This window comes from Bradyrhizobium sp. SPXBL-02, from assembly GCF_051853065.1.
In the GTDB taxonomy this organism is placed as follows: Bacteria; Pseudomonadota; Alphaproteobacteria; order Rhizobiales; family Xanthobacteraceae; genus Bradyrhizobium.
The window spans coordinates 703,728-717,617 of the sequence record NZ_CP182474.1 but is presented as its reverse complement, the minus strand read 5'-3'; the positions used below and the strand labels follow the sequence as shown (position 1 = coordinate 717,617).

The 13,890-nt window shown below is 64.3% G+C and carries 11 protein-coding genes; 3 read left to right on the top strand and 8 right to left on the bottom strand.

Annotated features, from left to right (window positions below; all coding sequences use genetic code 11):
• Positions 1 to 183: 183 nt before the first annotated feature.
• The 7 genes from ACNJYD_RS03325 to ACNJYD_RS03295 form a co-directional block, all read right to left on the bottom strand.
• On the bottom strand, positions 184 to 879 hold the full coding sequence (locus ACNJYD_RS03325; RefSeq protein ID WP_439365349.1) for an ABC transporter ATP-binding protein: 696 nt from the start codon (positions 877 to 879) through the stop codon (positions 184 to 186).
• A complete protein-coding gene (locus tag ACNJYD_RS03320; protein ID WP_212258922.1) occupies positions 872 to 1,603 on the bottom strand; it encodes an ABC transporter ATP-binding protein in 732 nt (243 codons plus the stop codon). The genes ACNJYD_RS03325 and ACNJYD_RS03320 overlap by 8 nt, the downstream gene beginning before the upstream one ends.
• Complete coding sequence (locus ACNJYD_RS03315) at positions 1,593 to 2,696, bottom strand: branched-chain amino acid ABC transporter permease (protein WP_439365348.1); 1,104 nt, start codon at positions 2,694 to 2,696, stop codon at positions 1,593 to 1,595. The genes ACNJYD_RS03320 and ACNJYD_RS03315 overlap by 11 nt, the downstream gene beginning before the upstream one ends.
• Before the next feature lie 6 nt (positions 2,697 to 2,702).
• Positions 2,703 to 3,920 (bottom strand): substrate-binding protein, encoded by a 1,218-nt coding sequence (locus ACNJYD_RS03310; RefSeq protein WP_172786534.1) that lies wholly within the window; start codon positions 3,918 to 3,920, stop codon positions 2,703 to 2,705.
• A gap of 2 nt (positions 3,921 to 3,922) precedes the next feature.
• The gene (locus ACNJYD_RS03305; RefSeq protein WP_271497989.1) at positions 3,923 to 4,780 is read right to left on the bottom strand and encodes a branched-chain amino acid ABC transporter permease; all 858 of its coding nucleotides are present in this window, start codon (positions 4,778 to 4,780) and stop codon (positions 3,923 to 3,925) included.
• A gap of 36 nt (positions 4,781 to 4,816) precedes the next feature.
• Positions 4,817 to 6,331, bottom strand: coding sequence for an amidase (locus tag ACNJYD_RS03300; protein ID WP_439365347.1), 1,515 nt, complete (start codon positions 6,329 to 6,331; stop codon positions 4,817 to 4,819).
• A gap of 164 nt (positions 6,332 to 6,495) precedes the next feature.
• Positions 6,496 to 7,680, bottom strand: coding sequence for a substrate-binding domain-containing protein (locus tag ACNJYD_RS03295; RefSeq protein ID WP_439365346.1), 1,185 nt, complete (start codon positions 7,678 to 7,680; stop codon positions 6,496 to 6,498).
• A gap of 179 nt (positions 7,681 to 7,859) precedes the next feature.
• Here ACNJYD_RS03295 and ACNJYD_RS03290 point away from each other — a divergent pair, with 179 nt between their 5' ends.
• Complete coding sequence (locus ACNJYD_RS03290) at positions 7,860 to 8,303, top strand: MarR family winged helix-turn-helix transcriptional regulator (RefSeq protein ID WP_172786530.1); 444 nt, start codon at positions 7,860 to 7,862, stop codon at positions 8,301 to 8,303.
• Positions 8,304 to 8,440: 137 nt separating this feature from the next.
• Here ACNJYD_RS03290 and secA read toward each other — a convergent pair whose 3' ends face one another.
• A complete protein-coding gene (gene secA, locus ACNJYD_RS03285) occupies positions 8,441 to 11,281 on the bottom strand; it encodes a preprotein translocase subunit SecA (protein WP_439365345.1) in 2,841 nt (946 codons plus the stop codon).
• A 351-nt stretch (positions 11,282 to 11,632) separates the two neighbouring features.
• Between secA and ACNJYD_RS03280 the strand changes: the two genes are divergently transcribed.
• The gene (locus tag ACNJYD_RS03280) at positions 11,633 to 12,541 is read left to right on the top strand and encodes a peptidylprolyl isomerase (protein WP_439365344.1); all 909 of its coding nucleotides are present in this window, start codon (positions 11,633 to 11,635) and stop codon (positions 12,539 to 12,541) included.
• Positions 12,542 to 12,641: 100 nt separating this feature from the next.
• A complete protein-coding gene (gene argJ / locus ACNJYD_RS03275; protein ID WP_439365343.1) occupies positions 12,642 to 13,883 on the top strand; it encodes a bifunctional glutamate N-acetyltransferase/amino-acid acetyltransferase ArgJ in 1,242 nt (413 codons plus the stop codon).
• The last annotated feature ends 7 nt before the right edge of the window (positions 13,884 to 13,890 follow it).

The following is a 13,890-nucleotide window of genomic DNA, read 5'->3' as shown; positions in this document are numbered from 1 at the left end:
AGCGATCTCGCTTGTGGCCATCCTTCGAGACGCCCGCCGTTGGCGGGCCCTCAGGATGAGGATCGAGAGCGTTGCACCAGTTTCAACAGGCTCCGATGCTGCTTAGCCTCATCCTGAGGAGACCGCGAAGCGGTCGTCTCGAAGGACGAGGCGCGCGCTCAGCTCGCGCAACGGGCCATATCCCTACGGCGCCAGATAGCGCATCAGCTCCGGATTGCCCCTCACCTCCGCCGCCTCCCCCTGCAGCGCGACTCTTCCGCGGTCGAGCACGTAAGCATAATCGGCGACGCGGAGCGCGAGGTCGAGGTGCTGCTCGACGATGATGACGGCGATGGTCTTGGCGAGCTCGATCAGGCGCTCGGTGATCTCCTCGATGACGCCGATCCAGACGCCTTCGGTGGGCTCGTCCAGCAGCAGCAGCTTGGGATCGCCCAGCATGGCGCGGCCGATCGCGAGCATCTTGCGCTCGCCGCCGGAGAGCGTGCCGGCGGGTTGGTCGAGGCGCTGGCCGAGCTTTGGGAAGATGGCCAGCACGCGGTCGATCGCGGAGGCATCCTTGCTCGCGAGCGAGCCGACCGCGAGATTGTCGCGCACCGACAGGCGCGCGAACACCGAATGCTCCTGCGGCACATAGCCGATGCCGGCGCGCACGCGCTCCTGGGTAGCGCGGCGGCTGATGTCACGGCCGTCGAAGCCGACCTCGCCCTTCCACGCCGGCAGCTCGCCGACGATGGTCTTCATCAGCGTGGTCTTGCCGGCGCCGTTGCGGCCGAGCACGGCGACGCCGCCGCGCCCGGGGATGCCGAGGCTGACGTCGAACAGGACCTGGCTGCGGCCGTAGCCGGCGTCGAGATGCTTGATGTCCAAAAATTCAGGCACGGCGCAGATAGATCTCCTGGACGGATGTGTTGGCCTGGATCTCGGACACCGTGCCTGTTGCCAGCACCCTGCCCTGGTCGAGCACGGTGAGGCGGTCGCAGATGTCGCGGATGAAATCGAGGTCGTGCTCGACGATGACGAGCGAGCAATGCTTTTTGATCGGTTGCAGCAATTCGCCGGTGACGCGACGCTCCTCCAGGCTCATGCCGCCGGTGGGCTCGTCGAGCAGCAGCAGCTTCGGCTTGCCGGCGAGCGCCATCGCGATCTCCAGCCATTGCTGCTGACCGTGCGACAGCGCGGCGGCCGCATCGAAGGCGCGGTCGGCGAGACGGAACTGCCTGAGCATGGTCATGACCTGATCGTGCAACGCGCCGCGTGTGCGCGAGAACACGAGGTCGAACAGCGAGCAGTGCGCCTGCAGCGCGAGGAGGATGTTGTCGTAGAGCGTCAGGGACGGCAGCACGGATGTGATCTGGAATTTCAGGCTCATGCCGGCGCGGGCGCGCTCGGTCGGCGTGAACGCGGTGATATCGGTGTTGACGAAGGACACCTTGCCTTGGGTCGGCACTTCGGCGCCGGCGATGCACTTCATCAGCGTGCTCTTGCCCGAGCCGTTCGGGCCGATCAGGCCGTGAAACTCGTTCTCGCCGATCGTGAGGGCTGCGCCGTCGAGCGCGGTGAGCTTGCCGAAGACCTTCTTGATGCCGGCCGCTTCAAGGAGCATTGTGCTTCTCCTTGATCCGGGAGCCGAAGCTGCCGACCCGTTCGCGCTCGCCAAGGACAAAACTGATCAGGCCGAGCGGCCGGAACAGGATCACGAGCAGGAGCAGCAGGCCGAGGATGATCGGCCAGATGTCGCGGTAATTGTCCGAGAGCCAGAAGCTGACGCCCTCGACGATCACGGTGCCGATGACAGCGCCGATCAGCGTGCCGGAGCCGCCGAACAGGACGTAGAGCACGACCTGGGTCGAAACCACGACGCCGACCATGTTGGGCCAGACGAAACCCTCGTGAAAGGCATAGAGGCTGCCGGCGAGACCGGCGATGGCCCCGCCGATGGTGAAGATGATCGCTTTCAGGTGCTGCGCCTTGTAGCCGAAGAAGGCGATGCGCTGCTCGTTCTCGCGCAGGCCGGCCAGCGCCAGGCCGAACTGCGAGCGCACCAGGAAGCGGCAGAGCAGATAGACCACGACGAGGATGCCGAGCACGAGATAATAGAAGGCCGGCCCTTCCGTGAAGTCGTAAGACCCGAGCGACATCGGCGCGATCGAGGGGATGCCGTTCTGGCCGCCGAGATAATACCAGCCGCGCGCCAGACGATCGGCGGCGTAGGAGCCGGTCAGCGTGCCCAGCGAGACGAAGATCACACTGGAGGGATGCCGTCCCAGCAGCAGGAAGCCGCCGAGCAGCAGCGCGAAGCTCAGGCCGATCAGCGTGCCCGCCGGCAGCACCAGGAAGATGTTGGTGATGCCGAGGTCGCGCGCGAGCAGGGCGACGCCGTAGCCGGCCGAGCCGAAGAACAGGGCCTGGCCGAAGCTCATGATGCCGGCATAGCCCCAGACCAGGTCGAACGACAGCGCGAACAGCGCGAGAATGACCACGCGCGTCGCGAACACCGTGAGATAGTCCTGCAGCACCAGGGGCGCGAACAGCGCCGCGACGAGCACAAGGCCCTCGACGATGGGCAGGATTTTTCGTCCTGCCTCGACGCGGCCATTGGCCTGTTCCGCCGCTGCGCCTTCAGCCATCGCACCGTCCACTTCGTCGTCCGCGTCGGCGACGATGGCCTCTCTTACCACACTCATCGGCTTCAGCATTCCACCTCAGCATTCCTTGGGATCGACGAGACCGTTGCTGCGCCCGACGATCTCGTAATTGCCGCTCTTGGCGACCGCGGTGTACATCTTCATCTTGCAGTGCCGCTTGCCCGGCACCATCTCGGCGGGTCCACCGGGACCTTCGGCGATCTTGGCATGGTCGAGCGCGGCGGCAACGGACTCGCGGTCGATCTTGCCGGCTTCCTTCACCGCCGCTTCCCACAGCTTGAGGCCGCGATAGGTGCCGGTGGCCGCGCTGCCGGCGGCGAACAGGAAGTTGCCCGGGAAGTCCTTCTCATAGGCCGCCTGGATCTTGGCGTCGAACGGGTTCTCCTTGGTCAGCACCTTGAAATAGTCGAGGCAGCTGGCGAGGCCCTCGATTTCGGCAGCCTGGTTGATGTTGAGCGTGTTCTCGTCGTAGTAGACGCAGGCGAGACGTCCGCCGTTCTTGAGGAAGCCGGCTTCATAGAGCTGCTTGAAGAACGGTCCGACGCCGGGCGGGATGACGGTGTTGAAGACGACGTCGACCTTGTTGGAGATGATGCGGTTGACGGTCGCGGAGAAGTCGACCTGGTCGAGCGGGTAATATTCTTCGAACACGACCTCGCCGCCACTCGCCTCGATCACCTTGCGGGCATAGACGTTGAGGGTATGCGGCCAGACGTAGTTGGCGCTGGGCAGCGCGAACTTCTTGCCGCCGTTCTTGATCAGCCAGGGGATGAACTCGTCGCATTGCTGCGCCGGCGTCGGGCCGGTGCAGAACAGGTAGGGCGTGCACTCCTTGCCCTCGTAGAGCTGCGGATAGATGTAGAGCGTCTTGCCGCGCGCCACGATCGGGTCCTTGATCGCGTTGCGCATCGACGAGGTGATGCCGCCCAGCACCATGTCGACCTTGTCGCGCTGGATCAGCTTGCGGACGTTGCCGACGGCGACGGATTCGTTGGATGCGGTGTCCTCGATGTAGAGCTCGAGCGGACGGCCGAGCAGGCCGCCGGCTCCGTTGATCTCCTTGATCACCATTTTCGCGACGTTGGCGTCGGCATTGCCGGCATAGGCGATCGGGCCGGTGAGGTCGGTGGCGATGCCGACCTTGATCGGCGCCTCCGCCGCATTGGCCCAAGGCGCCGGGATCACCCAGCTGCCGACGCCGGTTGCGACCGCGCCCGATGCAAAGGCGAAATTGGAGAGAAAGCGGCGGCGCGAAAGCTGCGTACGATCGAACATGACTAAACCCCTTTTCCAGCGATGAGACCTTGCGGACGGAATTTGATGAAGACGATGGCAAGGACGAAGACGAGGACGTCGGCGACGACGGGCGCCATCACCCAGGGCAGCGCCGCGCTCAGCGTGCCGATGACGCCGGCGCCCGCGACCGGGCCGATGAAGGAGCCGACGCCGCCGACCATGACCGCGACGAAGCCCTGGATCAGGAAGCGCAGGCCGAGATCGGCAAACAGGCTGAACACCGGCACGATCAGCGCACCGGCCAGGCCGGCGAGCGCTGCTCCGAAGGCAAAGGTGGCGCCGTAGATCAGCGGCGTTGAGATGCCCGAGGCACGCGCCAGCGACGGGTTCTCCAGCGTCGCCCGCACGCGCAGGCCGAAGCTGGTGCGCGACAGCAGCAGATAGCAGAGGCCCATCACCAGCAGCGTGATGACGATGATGGTGAAGCGCCAGGCCGAGATGTGCATGGCGCCGATGTCGATCGAGCCGCCGATCGGCTCCGGCACGGTGAGATAGAAGCCGCCGATCAGCCCGCGAACGATCTCGCGGATGATCAGGCCGAGCGCATAGGTGCCGAGCATGGCAACGATCGGCGCGGCGTAGAATCGACGGATGATCAGCGCCTCCAGCACGAAGCCGAGCGCGCCGACCACGAAAGGCGCTGCCACCATGCCCGCCCAGATCGGCAGGCCCTTGGCATAAGCGAGATAGGTGATGTACGCCCCGAGCAGGACGAACTCGCCCTGCGCGAAGTTGAAGATGCCCATCATGCTGGCGATGATCCCGAGCCCCAGCACGATCAGGACGATGATCGCACCGAAGCTCAGGATTTCGAACGCTGCGACGAACGCGTTAGCCATGTGGTGGTGTTCCGTTCGTCTGGACTAGTCCCTCGTTCACATCTTCTTCCAGTCGCCGATCTGCTCGAAGGCATGGGCGGCGCGGTAGATGGTGGATTCCTCGAACATGCGGCCGACCAGCATCAGGCCGACCGGCAGGCCGTCGACCATGCCGCAGGGCAGCGACATCGCGGGATGATGGGTGATGTCGAACGGCGCGGTGTTCGAGATCATCTCGAGCGCGCGAGCAACGTATTCCTCGCGGCTGGCATTGGGCTCCGGCAGCTTGGTCGCCTTCATCGGCGTGGTCGGCATCAGCAGCAGATCGTAATCCCCGAACGCCTTGTCGTAGGCCGCGGTCAGCCGGCGCGAGATGTTGAGCGCCTTGCCGTAGAAGCGTGGACCGAAATTGTTGTTGATGTAGGTGCCGAGCATCATGAACAGCTTCGTGGTCTCGGACAGCGAGTCGGCCTGCCGGCGCCAGCCGCGATGGAAATCCATCAGCGAGGTCGAATAGAGATCGCCGCGGCTGAGGCCGTAGCCATCGCCGAACATCATGGTCTGGGTCAGGCCTTCGGTGCCGATCGGAGTCCAGATCGCTCCGCCCATGAGGTGCATCGGAATCGAGACGGTCTCGACAGTGGCGCCCAGATCCTTGAAGCGCTTTGCGGCCTCGCGCACGCTTTCGTTCACCGCAGACTCGGCGGTCGGCTGCTCGAAACCCTCCTTGAGGATGCCGATCTTCATGCCCTTGACGCCCTGGCCGAGCGCCTTGGTGTATTCCTCGACCTTCGGGGCCTTGATCCTGGGATCGTAGCCGTCATCGCCGGCGAGCACCTCGAGCAGCAGCGCATTGTCGGCGACGGTCGCGGTCATCGGGCCGGTGTGATCGACATAGATCTCGATCGGCATGATGCCGGTGTAGGGAACGAGGCCCCAGGTCGGCTTCATGCCGTAGATGCCGCAGAACGACGACGGCATGCGGATCGAGCCGCCCTGGTCGCCGCCGATCGCCATGTCGACCTCGCCGAGCGCGACCACGACGCCCGAGCCCGACGACGAGCCGCCGGCCGAATAGCCCATCTTGTGCGGATTATGCACCGGCCCGTAGGAGCCGGTGTGACTGCCGCCGGACAGGCAGAAATGCTCGCAATGCACCTTGCCCTTGATCTCGGCGCCGGCATTCAGCATGCGCGTGACGATGGTGGCATCGAAATCGGGCACATAGCCTTCCAGCGTCGACGAGCCGTTGGTCATGGGCACGCCGGCCAACATGATGTTGTCCTTCAGTGCAACGGTCTTGCCCTTGAGCTTGCCGCTGGCGGCGCCCTTCACGGTCGACTTGCGATACCAGGCATTGCGCGGGTTCTCTTCGGCCGAGGGCCGATAGCCCGGCGTGCGCGGATATTTCACCTCGGGCAATTCGTCCGGCATCGCGGCAACGAGATTGTAGGCTTCGATCGAGCCCTGCATGAGACCGCGGAACGAGGCGACGTCATCATCGGTGAGCGAAAGGCCGCACTGCTCGGCGACACTGCGAAGTTGGGCTGGCGTGGGAAGGGCAACTGTCACGGCGCTCTCCTTGAAGGCTTCTTGATCCCTGGCACTGATGGAAGCCTCTCGCCCGCGCCTTGGGGGTGCGGGTCGACCGGCTTCACGGCGTTACTAGAGACGGAAATATTTTCCTTTTCAAGTATTATTTCGCGAGAGCGCTGCGGCGTATCGGCAGCCGTCGCTCAGAGCGTCTTGATGATGTTGAAGTCGAGACCGTCGGCTTCAGCGAGGTACATCGGCATCTCGGCACGGCCGTCGCGAAGCGTCACGGGACCGCGGCCCGCCGAGTAGACGGTGTTCCGCGCGGCCTTCAGCAGCGGACGAAAGGCCAATGATCCGGCACGGTTGGCGACGGATTCCAGGAAGCGCAGCCCCTCATAGTTCGACTGACCGACGGAGCCGACCGGCGGCGCGTTGGCACCGAACATGGAATAATAGGCACCGAGGAATTCGTCATTGGCGCGCGAGACCAGGCCGTTGAAATAGCCGGAGGCGCAGAACAGATTCTCGGTGTTGTCGGCACCGATGCCGAGCAGCACGGTCTCGTCCATCGCACCTGCAAGCCGCAGCGTCGAGGTGGCAAGGCCCGCTTCGGCGAAGGCGCGGTTGAAGGTGATGCTGTCGGTGCCGATCAGCGAGATCAGCACCACATCCGGCTTGGCGGCACGGATCCGCGCCAGATGCGGCTCGTGATTGTCCTCGCCTACGGGTACGAACTCCTCGCCGACGACCTGGCCGCCCGCCTCCTTGATGTAGCGCTTGACCGCGCGATGCGATTGCCAGGGCCAGACGTAGTCGCTGCCGATCAGGTACCAGCGTGCCGCCTTCTTGACGTCCGCGAGCCAATGGATCGCCGGCCGGCTCTGCCAGCGCGGCGTCTCACCGATCGCCATGACGCCCGGCGTGCGCTCGCCGCCTTCATAGACGGGCGTGTAGATGTAGGGGATGCGGTTGCCGGTGACCTTGCGCAGTGCGACGCGGACCGCGCTGATATGCGAGCCCATGATGAGGTCGACCTCGTCGAGTGCAATCGCCTGCTCGGCACGGCGCACCACCTCCTCGATCGGTCCGCCGGAATCGTAGATCGACAGTTCGAGCTCGCGGCCGAGAATGCCGCCGCGCTTGTTGATCTCGGCAACCGCGAGCATCGCGCTGTTGGTTGAGGTCGGGCCCCAGATTCCGGGCGAGCCGGTGAAGGTGAGGAAATTGCCGATGCGCAGCTTGCTGCGCGCGCCGCGCCGCCTCATGAAATGCGCATCGACCGGAGACAGGTCGAAATCCGCCGCCGATGACGACAAATTCCTGAACAGCAAGGACGGCGGCAACGCCGGGCCGCCGTGAGCCGGGAAGTTTACCGTCGCGTGCACGCCAACTCCTGTCTGAGACCAGACTTGAAAGCACATTGAGCAGGCGGCCGCGGCTTCCGCCCTTTTGTTGGGCAATGATCCTATTTTGAAAATATTGAATATTCAAGAATTGAAGTGCATATAGATGCAGCATTGTTTGCAAGACATTCACTCATTTGGGTCAAGACGAAGTCTTAGCCGTGGCAAAACCGTCGAAAGAAAACTCCCCGATCACCGAACATCTCGCCTACCTGCTCGCGCAAGCCAACCGGGAGATCAACCGGCAGCTCGAATTGCGGTTGAGCAAGGAAGGCGTGCCGGTCGAGCAATGGCGCATCCTGAAAGTGCTGTCGGATGGCGAGGGCCATTCGATGGGCGAGCTTGCGGACGCCGTGCTGCTCAACCATCCGACGCTGACCAAGATGATCGACCGCATGGTCTCCGACACGCTGGTCTATCGCGTGCAGGACCCGAACGACCGCCGCAAGGTGCTGATGTTCATCTCCGACCGCGGCAAGGTGCTGTGCAAGAAGCTCAACTCGCTCGCGGTCGACCAGGAGGAGCACATCCTGGAGAGCTACGGCGACAAATCGACGAGCGAATTGAAGCGGCTGCTGGAGAGCTTGATCGATAGCTCGAATTGAGCGCGAGCTACACCCTCAACTGTCATCGCCCGCGGAGGCGGGCGATCCAGTATTCCAGAGACGATTGTGATTGAGCCGAAAGGCGGGGGCGTACTTGATGCCCCGCCTTCGCGGGGCATGACAGCATCACCTATTCACTACGCATACCGCCCGTGGCAGTGCTTGTACTTCTTGCCGGAACCGCACGGGCAGTCCTCGTTGCGGCCGACCTTGCCCCAGCTCGTCGGGTTCTTCGGATCGCGCAGCGCAGCGTCGGTAGCCTGGGTGCCGAGGGTGACGCTGGCGAGGGCCATCTCGTCTTCGCCGGTGTTCGGATCGAACTTGTGCGCCTCCATCGGCGGCAGCACCGGGGCTTCCTGCTCCGGCGGGACGATCTCGACACGCATCAGCTGCGCCGTGACCGCCTCGCGCAAGTGAGCGCTCATCTCCTGGAAGAGATTGAAGGCTTCGGTCTTGTACTCCTGCAAGGGATCGCGCTGGCCGTAACCGCGCAGGCCGATGACCTGGCGCAGATGGTCGAGCATGATCAGGTGCTCGCGCCAGAGATGGTCGAGCGTCTGCAAGAGGATGGTCTTCTCGACGTAACGCATCACGTCGGGACCCCATTGCGCGACCTTCGCCGCCATGTGCTCGTCGGCCTTGGTCTCGATGCGGTTGAGCAGCTCCTCGTCGGCGATGCCCTCTTCCTTGGCCCATTCGTCGACCGGCAGGTCGAGATCGAGCACGCGCTTCAATTCGTCCTTCAGACCCGCGACGTCCCACTGCTCGGCATAGGCATGCTCGGGGACGTGCTTGGCGACGAGGTCGTCGATGAAGGCGTGGCGCATGTCGGCGACCGTCTCGGCGACGCTCTCGTCCTTCATCAGCTCGACGCGCTGATCGAAGATCACCTTGCGCTGGTCGTTCTGGACGTTGTCGAACTTGAGGAGGTTCTTGCGGATGTCGAAGTTGCGCGCCTCGACCTTCTGCTGCGCCTTCTCCAGCGCCTTGTTGATCCAGGGATGGATGATGGCCTCGCCCTCTTGCAGGCCGAGACGCTGCAGCATGCTGTCGAGACGATCCGAGCCGAAGATGCGCATCAGATCGTCTTCCAGCGACAGGAAGAACTTCGAGCGGCCGGGGTCGCCCTGACGGCCGGAACGGCCGCGCAGCTGGTTGTCGATGCGGCGGGATTCGTGGCGCTCGGAGCCGATGATGTAGAGGCCGCCGGGCTTCTTCACGGTCTTGGCGGGCTTGCTTCCCTTGGCCGGCTCGACCTCGACGGTCTCCTCGGCCTTCAGCACGATGTCGCGGAAATGCTCGATGTCGGCCTTGATCTGCTCGATCTTCTTGGCCTTCTCGGCTTCGTCGGTGATGCCGGCCGTTTCCTGCTGGATGCGCATCTCCAGGGAGCCGCCGAGCTTGATGTCGGTGCCGCGGCCGGCCATGTTGGTGGCGATCGTGATCGCGCCGGGCACGCCGGCCTCTGCGACGATATAGGCTTCCTGCTCGTGGAAGCGCGCGTTCAGCACCGCGAACAGCTTGGCCGGCTTGCCGGCGCGGGCGGCGGCATAGAGCTTGTCGAGTGCGCCCTCCTTGCCGAAATCGATCTGCTTGTAGCCGTTCTTCTTGAGGAAATCGGCCAGCACTTCCGACTTCTCGATCGAGGCGGTACCGACCAGCACCGGCTGCAGCCGCGCATTGGCCCGCTCGATCTCGGCGAGGATGGCCTGATATTTTTCCTTGTGGGTGCGATAGACCTCGTCGTCCTCGTCGAGGCGCGCGATCGACAGATTGGTCGGGATCTCCACGACCTCGAGCTTATAGATGTCGAACAATTCGTCCGCTTCGGTCGCGGCGGTGCCGGTCATGCCCGCCAGCTTCTCGTACATGCGGAAGTAGTTCTGGAAGGTGATCGAGGCCAGCGTCTGGTTCTCGGGCTGGACCTGGACGTGCTCCTTGGCTTCCAGCGCCTGGTGCAGGCCTTCCGAATAGCGGCGGCCCGGCATCATGCGGCCGGTGAATTCGTCGATGATGACGACCTCGTTGTCGCGGACGATGTAGTCCTTGTCGCGCGTGAACAGCGTGTGGGCGCGCAGGGCCTGGTTGATGTGGTGCACGACGGAGACGTTCTCGACGTCGTAGAGCGATTCGCCCTTGAGCTGGCCGGCATCGCGCAGCAGCGTCTCGATCTTCTCCATGCCGCCTTCGGTCAGCGTCACCGTGCGCTGCTTCTCGTCGACCTCGTAGTCGGTCTTGTCGAGCTTGGGCAGGAAGCCGTCGATGGTGTTGTAGAAGTCGGAGCGATCGTCGAGCGGACCGGAGATGATCAGCGGCGTGCGCGCTTCGTCGATCAGGATGGAGTCGACTTCGTCGACGATGGCGAAGAAGTGCGGCCGCTGGACCATGTCCTCGAGCCGGTACTTCATGTTGTCGCGGAGATAGTCGAAACCGTATTCGTTGTTGGTGCCGTAGGTGATGTCGCAGGCATAGGCCGCCTTGCGCTCGGCATCGTCGAGGCCGTGCACGATGACGCCGGTGGTCATGCCGAGGAAGCTGTAGATCTGACCCATCCAGCCGGAGTCGCGGCGGGCGAGGTAGTCGTTGACGGTGACGACGTGGACGCCCTTGCCGGCGAGCGCGTTCAGATACACCGCAAGCGTTGCGACCAGCGTCTTGCCTTCGCCGGTCTTCATCTCGGCGATGTCGCCCTCGTGCAGCACCATGCCGCCGATCAGCTGGACGTCGAAATGGCGCTGGCCGAGCGTGCGCTTGGCGGCCTCGCGCACGGTGGCGAAGGCGGGGACCAGCAAGTCGTCGAGCGTCTTGCCGTTCGCGAGCTGCTGCTTGAATTCCGCGGTGCGGGCCTTGAGCGCCTCGTCGGAAAGCTTGGCGAGCTCAGGCTCCAGCGCGTTGATCGCGTTGACGCGGGACTGATATCCCTTCACCCGCCGGTCGTTGGCGGAGCCGAAAAACTTGCGGGCGAGCGCGCCGATCATGCCTAGTTCCTGTGTTCGCGATTTAACCGCGTTGGGCCCAAGAAGTTGTTCCCCGCCTGCCTATCAACTCACCGTGACGCTTCGCGGCGTCAGAGCCCGGACTGCGGGGTCATCCGCCATATGGGTGGGAATTGGGCAAGTCTGGGTTCAACGGCCAAAAACGCAGCAAAATAAACGCCATCGCCATGGTCGCGACCGGGCAGAGATATGGCCCGGTCAGGGCCTTGTCAACGGCGGGCGCATTGCGGCTAATTCATCATTTTGACAGACTTTTCGCGTTGCCAAGCCCCCCTGATTGGGCGAGTGTCCGCCCCGCTCGAGCAGCCCCCTGCTTCAACATAAGGATTTTCCATGACCGCCTCGTTCCCGGTAATCACCGGCCAGCGCTTCCGCAACGCGTCCGCCCTGGCTGGCAGCCTCGCCCTGGCGCTGTCCCTGGCGTTTGCGGGCCCGCTCCGGGCCGCCGATGATCCGGTGCTGGCGAAGGTCAACGGCGCGGAAATCAAGAAGAGCGACGTCACCATGGCCGAGGAGGAGCTCGGGCCGAGCCTCGCCCAGATGGACCCGGCGACCAAGGATGAGAACGTCCTCTCGTTCCTGATCGACATGAAGATCGTCAGCAAGGCTGCCGAAGACAAGAAAATCGCCGACAGCGAGGAGTTCAAGAAGCGCCTCGCCTTCGCCCGCAACCGGCTTCTGATGGACAGCCTGCTCGCCAACGAGGGCAAGGCCGCCACCACGCCGGACGCCATGAAGAAGGTCTATGAGGAGGCTTCCAAGCAGATCACCGGCGAGCAGGAGGTCCGCGCCCGCCACATCCTGGTCGAGACCGAGGACGAGGCCAAGGCGGTAAAGGCCGAGCTCGAGAAGGGCGCCGATTTCGCCGAGCTCGCCAAGAAGAAGTCCAAGGATCCGGGCTCCGCCGACGGCGGCGACCTCGGCTTCTTCACCAAGGAGCAGATGGTGCCGGAATTCTCGGCGGTGGCCTTCTCGCTGGAGCCCGGCAAGATCTCCGACCCTGTGAAGTCGCAGTTCGGCTGGCACATCATCAAGGTCGAGGAAAAGCGCAACCGCAAGGCGCCCGATTTCGAGCAGGTCAAGGCCCAGATCGAGCAGTACGTGACCCGCAAGGCCCAGGCCGAGTATGTCGCCAAGCTGCGCACCGAAGCCAAGGTCGAGCGGCTGGACCAGCCGGCGGCGGATGCCTCCAAGGACGCCAAGCCGTCAGACAGCAAGATGGCGCCGCCGGCGAAGAAGTAAGAATTCGCTGTCACTTCGCGGACGCCAAGAGTATCTAACGTCGCAATGGCCGGGGCTCCCCCGGCCATCTGCATGTCCAGACCCTACCAAGGCGCCCGCGATGTCCTCCTCCGTCTCTCCCCTCGCCCCCAAAACCGTCCCTGATATGCCCGTGATCGCAGGCGTCCGTCTTGCGACGGCCGAAGCCGGCATCCGCTACAAGAACCGCACCGACGTGCTGCTGGCGGTGATGGACAAGGGCACTGCGGTCGCCGGCGTCTTCACCAAGTCGAAATGCCCCTCGGCCCCGGTGGAATGGTGCCGCACCAAGCTGAAGGGCGGCAAGGCGCGCGCACTCGTCGTCAATTCCGGCAATGCCAACGCCTTCACCGGCAAGACCGGCCGCGCCTCGACCGCGCTGACCGCGAAGATCGCGGCGAAGGCGGTCGGCTGCAGCGAGAGCGAGATCTTCCTGGCCTCGACCGGGGTGATCGGCGAGCCGCTGGACGCCACCAAGTTCGACGGCGTGCTCGGCCGTCTCGCCGAAACCGCCGAGCCCGGCGATTATCTCGCCGCGGCCAGGGCGATCATGACCACCGACACCTTCCCGAAGGTCGCGACCGCGACCGTCAAGCTCGGCAAGGCCAAGGTCACCATCAACGGCATGGCCAAGGGCGCCGGCATGATCGCACCCGACATGGCGACGATGCTGTCCTTCATCTTCACCGACGCGCCGATCGCGCCCGCCGCACTGCAGGCCCTGCTCAAGGCCGGCGTCGAGGACACGTTCAATGCGGTGACGATCGACGGCGACACCTCGACCTCCGACACGCTGCTGGCGTTTGCGACCGGCGCTGCCGCCGCGCATGGCGCACCGAAGATCAGCCGCGCCAGCGATCCGCGCCTGAAGACCTTCGTCAAGGCCTTCAACCAGGTGCTCGCCAATCTCGCCGAGCAGGTCGCCCGCGACGGCGAAGGCGCGCGCAAGCTGGTCAAGATCACCGTCGAGGGCGCCAAGACCAAGGCCTCCGCCCGCAAGATCGCGATGTCGATCGCCAACTCGCCGCTGGTGAAGACCGCGATCGCCGGGGAGGACGCCAATTGGGGCCGCGTGGTGATGGCCGTCGGCAAGGCCGGCGAACCCGCCGACCGCGACAAGCTCTCGATCTCCTTCAACGGCATCCGCGTCGCCAAGAGCGGCGCGCGCGATCCGTCCTATGACGAGGCCCAGGTGTCGGAAGCGATGAAGGCGCCGGAAATCGCGATTCTGGTCTCGCTCGGCCTCGGCAAGGGCCGCGACCGCGTCATGACCTGCGACCTCACCAAGGAATATGTGGCGATCAATGGGGATTACAGGTCGTAGGCCTCAC

What these genes read in the sequence shown, in the direction of transcription:
- ACNJYD_RS03320 (WP_212258922.1), bottom strand. Translation starts at nt 1,603, where the DNA reads ATGCTCCTTGAAGCGGCCGGCATCAAGAAGGTCTTCGGCAAGCTCACC.
- ACNJYD_RS03315 (WP_439365348.1), bottom strand. Translation starts at nt 2,696, where the DNA reads ATGCTGAAGCCGATGAGTGTGGTAAGAGAGGCCATCGTCGCCGACGCG.
- secA (WP_439365345.1), bottom strand. Translation starts at nt 11,281, where the DNA reads ATGATCGGCGCGCTCGCCCGCAAGTTTTTCGGCTCCGCCAACGACCGG.
- ACNJYD_RS03305 (WP_271497989.1), bottom strand. Translation starts at nt 4,780, where the DNA reads ATGGCTAACGCGTTCGTCGCAGCGTTCGAAATCCTGAGCTTCGGTGCG.
- ACNJYD_RS03280 (WP_439365344.1), top strand. Translation starts at nt 11,633, where the DNA reads ATGACCGCCTCGTTCCCGGTAATCACCGGCCAGCGCTTCCGCAACGCG.
- argJ (WP_439365343.1), top strand. Translation starts at nt 12,642, where the DNA reads ATGTCCTCCTCCGTCTCTCCCCTCGCCCCCAAAACCGTCCCTGATATG.
- ACNJYD_RS03310 (WP_172786534.1), bottom strand. Translation starts at nt 3,920, where the DNA reads ATGTTCGATCGTACGCAGCTTTCGCGCCGCCGCTTTCTCTCCAATTTC.